Source organism: Lapillicoccus sp. (genome assembly GCF_039935575.1).
Classification (GTDB): Bacteria; Actinomycetota; Actinomycetes; order Actinomycetales; family Dermatophilaceae; genus Lapillicoccus.
Genome location: NZ_JBDTKA010000038.1, coordinates 1 through 5748 on the forward strand (window position 1 = coordinate 1; position 5748 = coordinate 5748).

Annotated in this window: 5 protein-coding genes; 2 read left to right on the plus strand and 3 right to left on the minus strand. The window is 66.2% G+C overall.

Annotated elements, in window-relative coordinates; all coding sequences use genetic code 11:
- Positions 1-74: 74 nt before the first annotated feature.
- Complete coding sequence (locus ABI385_RS04865) at positions 75-974, minus strand: aminoglycoside phosphotransferase family protein (protein ID WP_348102617.1); 900 nt, start codon at positions 972-974, stop codon at positions 75-77.
- A gap of 112 nt (positions 975-1086) precedes the next feature.
- Here ABI385_RS04865 and ABI385_RS04870 point away from each other — a divergent pair, with 112 nt between their 5' ends.
- Positions 1087-1437, plus strand: a complete 351-nt coding sequence (locus ABI385_RS04870) for a VOC family protein (RefSeq protein ID WP_348102618.1) — start codon at positions 1087-1089, stop codon at positions 1435-1437.
- Between the two features lie 122 nt (positions 1438-1559).
- Here the strand turns inward: ABI385_RS04870 and ABI385_RS04875 are convergent, their stop codons facing one another.
- Together ABI385_RS04875 and ABI385_RS04880 are read right to left on the minus strand one after the other, a co-directional pair.
- Positions 1560-2414 (minus strand): aminoglycoside phosphotransferase family protein, encoded by an 855-nt coding sequence (locus ABI385_RS04875; protein ID WP_348102619.1) that lies wholly within the window; start codon positions 2412-2414, stop codon positions 1560-1562.
- A gap of 418 nt (positions 2415-2832) precedes the next feature.
- Positions 2833-4905: a glycogen debranching N-terminal domain-containing protein gene (locus tag ABI385_RS04880; RefSeq protein ID WP_348102620.1), complete on the minus strand. Its 2073-nt coding sequence runs from the start codon at positions 4903-4905 to the stop codon at positions 2833-2835.
- A gap of 266 nt (positions 4906-5171) precedes the next feature.
- On the opposite strand from ABI385_RS04880, the gene ABI385_RS04885 reads away from it, so the two are divergent.
- On the plus strand, positions 5172-5748 hold a 577-nt coding region (locus tag ABI385_RS04885), incomplete at its 3' end, for a LacI family DNA-binding transcriptional regulator (RefSeq protein WP_407068227.1).

A 5748-nucleotide genomic window follows, 5' to 3' on the forward strand; every position in this document is an offset into this window, starting at 1 on the left:
TGGGTATTGGGGTTAACCCCAAGTTCGCCTATGGGACCGGGGTAGGGGTGAGCCGCGGGCGGATTCGCCTTGAGTCAGAGCGGTGGGTTCGCTGCGATATGGGCGAGTGTGCGTCGGCCCATCTCGCTCATAGTTGGATTGCTGTCCGCGTAGTACCAGGCTGCCCCGAGCGCTTGTTGAAAGGCCCACGCTGCACCGCGGGCCCATTCGAGGTCGTCGCAGGCCAGCATGACGCGGAACTCCTGACGCGGGTCAGTCGCCATGCCGTGCCAAGCGGCTACGAGATCGAGGGCCGGGTCAGCCGGTGCCAGGCCACCAACGTCCAAGACGCCCGTTAGCCGCCCGTCCGCGACGAGTAGGTTTCCGGGGGTCAGATCACCGTGTGTCATGACGTCGACCGCGGTCCTGGGCAGCTTCCGTAGCTCTCGCCAGGTCCTGCGTAGCCAGGGGACATCCAGCATTCCTTCGCTGCGTTCGAAGCACTCCGCCATCCACGCGTCGTGGGAGCGTAGGTCGCCGCCGCGGTTCGTGCCGTCGAACGTGCGACCTTCGGTGTCCATGACGCGGACCTCCCGGACGAACTGCGCCAGGTCACGCGCGAAGGCGACGGACCCGCTCGGGTCCTGCTCATTGGCGACGGTCCCGGGAAGCCACGTCTGTACCGACCACGGCAATGGATAGCCAGCGCCAGGCTCGCCGATTGCGATGGGTTCTGGTGTGCGGAACCGGGTGCGGCCGACCAGCCGGCGCGCAGCCGCGGCCTCAGACTCAAGCCACCGCCGGGTTGGCTCGACATCCGCGCGCTGCAGCGGAAACCGGGCGCACAGATCGTGGCCGACCCGGAATATCGCGTTCACGGTCCCGTGCGACGCGACGGCGCTGACGGGTGAAGCCTCCCACTGAGGGAACTGCAGGCTCACCAGCTCGCGCACCGCCTCGGTCGAGACCGTGAGTTGACCGCTGTGCATCTGCATGCCCGCAGCATGTGGTCACCTAGACCGACCCCGCAAACACGTTTTGCGACCCGTCGGCCTGCGGGACGCATTCAGGTTGCTGGTGCTCGCTTGGCGGGGCAGGGTGGCGCGTATGAGGGTCGAGAGGGTGGTTCCAGATCTGGTCAGCCAGTCGATGGAGGAGGCCAAGCACTTCTACGACGCGGTTTTCGGCTTCCAGCCGGTTATGGATCACGGCTGGATCGTGACCCTTTCCGACCCGCGGAACTCGAGCTCCCAGATCAGCTTGATGACCCACGACGAGACCGCTCCCGTCGTGCCAGAAGTCTCCATTCAGGTCGACGACGTCGACGCCGCCTACGCGGCTGCCCTTCAAGCCGGTTCGGAGATCGTGCATCCCCTCACCGACGAACCGTGGGGGGTGCGACGCTTCTTCGTCCGCGACCCTGACGGCCACGTGCTCAACGTGCTCAGTCACGGCTGAGACGGTCTTTTCGTCTCCAGCCCGATGCCGACGCTTGCGATACGCCCGACGCAGTGTCGCCGGTTCTGCAGATGGGGTAGGGGATATCGGATTGGTGGGGCCAGTCATCGAATTCTGTGCGGTCAACAGAAGACGTTGAGGAGGCGTCGACACTTTGGTGGGTCCCAGGTCAATGCGTGAGAGGTTCCCCACAACAGGTAGGACATCGATCGCACAACGATCCAGCAGCGGGCTCGCTCGGGTGGCACTTGAGCGGCTTGCACGAAAACGTCGAAGGCGTCGGTGATGTCTGCGCTGCTGGGTAGCTCGTCGAGCCGCGCCCATAGGACTCTGGCGAAGTCGTACTCAGGGTCACCGCGTAGGAGGACTGGATCGACGACCAGCCACGGCGCACGGTCGGCAGCCAGCACCTGCTCGCAGTGGAGGTCTCCGTTCACCGCGAGTAAGGACGGTTGTGCTTGGGCGCGGTCATCGGCCAGCTCGATCGCCGTGGTCAGTTGAGTTTGTGGGGTGGGGTGGTCGAGCGCCAGCCAGTCCTGCTCGAAGGTTCGGACGTGACCTGCGGCGACTGCTGCGGTCGAGAGGACGTCGGAGGGTGTCGGTACTGCTAGCTGTCTGACAAGGTGGGCGATGACGGGAACCGCGGCCGAGAATGGCTCCGACTGCAGGCTGCGGGAGGTGTTCAGTCGTTCCAGCAACATGGTGCGGGATTCCACGTCAAACGAGATCAGGCGCACCGTGCCTCGACCGGCCCACAGCTGGAGGGCTGCTGCTTCCTGGGTGACCTCGTCGCCCGGCGGTGATAGCCGAAGGACGTATAGCTCGCTGCGACGGCGAACCGGGACGACAAGAGCGTTCGACCCGTGCATCGGCTCGCCGTCGACGTCGAGACCCCAGCGTCGACACTGATCCGCAACCAGCGTCGGCAATGCGTCCAGCCACTCGCGGCCGAGCTGGTCGTGCCACCAGCGTGGCATCTCTCGAAACGACTCAGGAACGGTGATCACTGGAAAGGCGCCGGGTTCGATGACATCCCTTGAGCCAACCGGCCCAAGAGACGTCATTCAAGCGAATTCGCAACCCGCCTGCCAAGCGGGCCGTCGAACGGCAGGGGTACCGCAAGTGGATCGTGGCGGCTTCTGGCAGCCGTGGGCGTCGTCTGCCGCAGGTGCGACCACCAGGAACGGCGCCCGACCCATAGCACCGCCGGCGGCCACCTATGACCGCTGCAAACCCTCAGCTCACGACCTGGACACGCACCGGGAAAGGCCCGGCGCGCCGACCGCAGGGCGGACCCTGCTGGCTCCGGTCACCAGCGAAATCGGCGATCGTGATCACCCGGTGCGCACCACGGACCAACGCGCTCGACTCCTCGGTCCTATCGCCGCCCGCGCGTTATCTGATGTTGATGCGGACGTTATCCGGCGCGAGGAGCACTGTGGCGGTGCCCTGGGCGTCGACGTCCAGGTCGAGACGTTCCCCGCAGAACTTCAGACCTTCGATGCGCATGGCTCCGAAGGCGGCTGGCCGCACAGGGCGCACGGTGAGGGTGCGGTTGGGCGCGTCGGGCTGCAGGCCTAGCGCTACTGAGAGCAGGACGGCGGCTGAGGCGGCTGACCATGCTTGCGGTCGGCATGCGGCGGGGTAGGGGGCGGGTTGGCCGAGTGCGCCGGCACCCTGGTACAGCTCGGGGAAGCGGTAGTCAAACGCCTCGGCGGCTGAGAGCAATGTCTTTGCGACGGTGACAGCGTCCGTGACACGTCCTTCGGCGGCTAGTCCCGCGGCGCTGATGGCGGTGTCGTGAGTCCAGATCGAGCCGGTGTGGTAGCCGATGGGGTTGAAGCCGCCGTTGTCGGCCCCGAGCGTACGAATACCGTATGTGTCGAACAGGGCCGGGGAGGTGAGGTGGGAGGCGGTGGCGCTGACCTCGGACGGTGTCAGGACACCCATACCGAGGACGTGGCCCATGTTGGACCCGAGCCCATCGACGAGGCGGCTGTCCCCGTCAAGACCCAGTCCGAGGTAGGGGGGGGTTTCTGTGGTCACCCAGAAGCGTTCTCTGATGGCGTCGACAAGGTGCTGGGACCGCTGTAGGGCCTGGGGGGCACCGCGGCGGGAGAAGGTCGTTAACAGCCGGGCGGCGCACTGGAGAGCATGGGCTGCGTAGGCTTGTGCCTCGATGAGCGCGATGGGCGCCGTGGCAATTTGTCCGTCGCGGAACCGGATGGCGTCGTTTGAGTCTTTCCACCCTTGGTTGCTTAGCCCGGTGCCCGTGTCGTCTACGTATCTGAGCAGGCCGTCCGGACCGGTGGCATCCTCGACCAGCCACCTCACGGCGGCCTCGAGGGGGTCCAGCAGATCAAGGACGTCGGCGTCGGCCAGGCCCCAGGCATGGGCGTCGTGCAGCAGGATCACCCATAGGGCGGTGGCGTCGACGGTCCCGTAGTAGGTGCTGGGGAGGACCATGGTCGATGCGTTGTCCACGAGGTCGAACCGGCGGATCTCGTGGGGGATTTTGCCGGGGGCCTCAGCGGACTTCGTGTTGTAGCGGGTTCCTTGGCGGCGAGCTAACGCCCGCAAGGTCCCGCGAGCCAGGTCCGTCCCCAGAGGTAGGGTCAGCTGCGCGGCCCACAGCGAGTCTCGGCCGAAAAGGGTGAGATACCAGGGTGTTCCGGCGCCAGCGAAGACGTCCTCTGGCTCTTCTGGGTCGGTCAAACACAACGCTGAAAGGTCGGCCATGGAGGCGGCGACCGCACGCCCGAGCCGCGGGTCGGCACCCGTGACGCGAACATCGGCCCACCCAATGCTGCTCGACCGAGACCCTGACCCGGAGCCGGCGTCGAACGCGGACCGGCGGGCCCGGGTGACGACGACGGTGATGACGACGGTGACGGGGACCTGCTCGCCTAGCACGACGTCGAATACGGCAGACGCCCCGCCGGCATCGAGGTCGACGCCGGAGGGCGGGGGGGTGAACGCTACGGCGCAGTGGTGCCATTCGGTGTCGAAGCAGATGTGGCCGTCGCTGTGCCTGGGAATGAGGGGAGACACGGTCCGGCCCGCTTTGACCTCGATAATGGTGGCACCGTCGCTGGCCACCCGCACGTCCAGCCGGGTGCTGATCGACTCGGCGGCACGGGAGGTGACTTCGATGCGTTCGGTCATGACCATGTCGTCGAGCTGGCGGTGCCGGTGGACCTCGACGACCGGGTCGGGGGAGGCGGTTCCGAGGTTGCGTCCCGAGCCGAGGAACTCGGCTCGGGACGCCAGCGCGGTGTCGAAGATTCGGGTGGGTGGCTCACCGCCGAGGAGGATGCTCAGCTCGCTGATCGCCCTTCGGTCGTCGACGAACAGGCCGTTGGCTCCGCAGGAGGTGATGTCTCCGGAGGTGGTCGACAAGGCTGTGCAGCTGCCGAGCACCGTGATGTTGAGCTCGTGTAGCCACGGTTGACGAGGTACCTGCGGCACGGACACGGTCGTTACCTACTTTCGCGCGTCGGAGCGTCCGGCTGTGCCCTGGTGTATCTCGATCGGGGAACAGGTCTTGACAGTAACGGGGGACCGGGGCGAGTATCTGCACCAGAATATGCACGTTCAAAGAACTGTCAAGACGCCTTTTGAACGTTCGAATACGTCGATGCGGACGGGGGGTCGTGGCCCAATTGCCCAGTTCTGGACCCCAGCGAGCCACCCTGGTGGACGTAGCTGCCGCGGCGCAGGTGTCGCGTCAGACGGTGAGTAACGCCCTCAACCACCCGCACCGGTTGACCCCGCAGACCCTTCAGCGTGTCCAGGCCCACATCAAGGCGCTGGGTTTTCAGCCCAACCGGGCGGCTCGCTCCCTGCGACGTCAGCGCGCTAACGCGGTGGGATTCCAGATCGCCGGGCCGACCTGGCGGGGCTTCCGCAACGTCCTCGACCCGTTCCTGGCCACTCTGACCGCGAGCGTGCAGGAGGCTGATGCACACCTGGTGACGTTTGTCTGCGACGAGGCGGACACCCTGACGATGTACGAGAAGCTGTTGTCGACCCAGGTCGTTGACGGCTTCGTCCTGAGCCAGACGACCCATGACGACCCGCGGGCGGCGTGGCTACGTGAGCGCAACGTCCCGTTCGTCTCATTTGGTCGGATCTGGGATGACCCCACGGTCACTGCGTGGGTGGACGTCGACGGGCAGGCGGGGACGGCCGCCGCCGTGACCCACCTTCGCGCCGAAGGCTACCGACGGATCGGGTGGGTGGGTTGGCCTGAAGGTTCGCCGGTGGGTGACGACCGCCGTACCGGCTGGTTGCGTTCCTGCTCCGATTTAA

Excerpts from the sequence above, each read along its gene's own strand:
- ABI385_RS04865 (WP_348102617.1), bottom strand. The coding sequence starts at position 974 with ATGCAGATGCACAGCGGTCAACTCACGGTCTCGACCGAGGCGGTGCGC.
- ABI385_RS04870 (WP_348102618.1), top strand. The coding sequence starts at position 1,087 with ATGAGGGTCGAGAGGGTGGTTCCAGATCTGGTCAGCCAGTCGATGGAG.
- ABI385_RS04875 (WP_348102619.1), bottom strand. The coding sequence starts at position 2,414 with ATGCCACGCTGGTGGCACGACCAGCTCGGCCGCGAGTGGCTGGACGCA.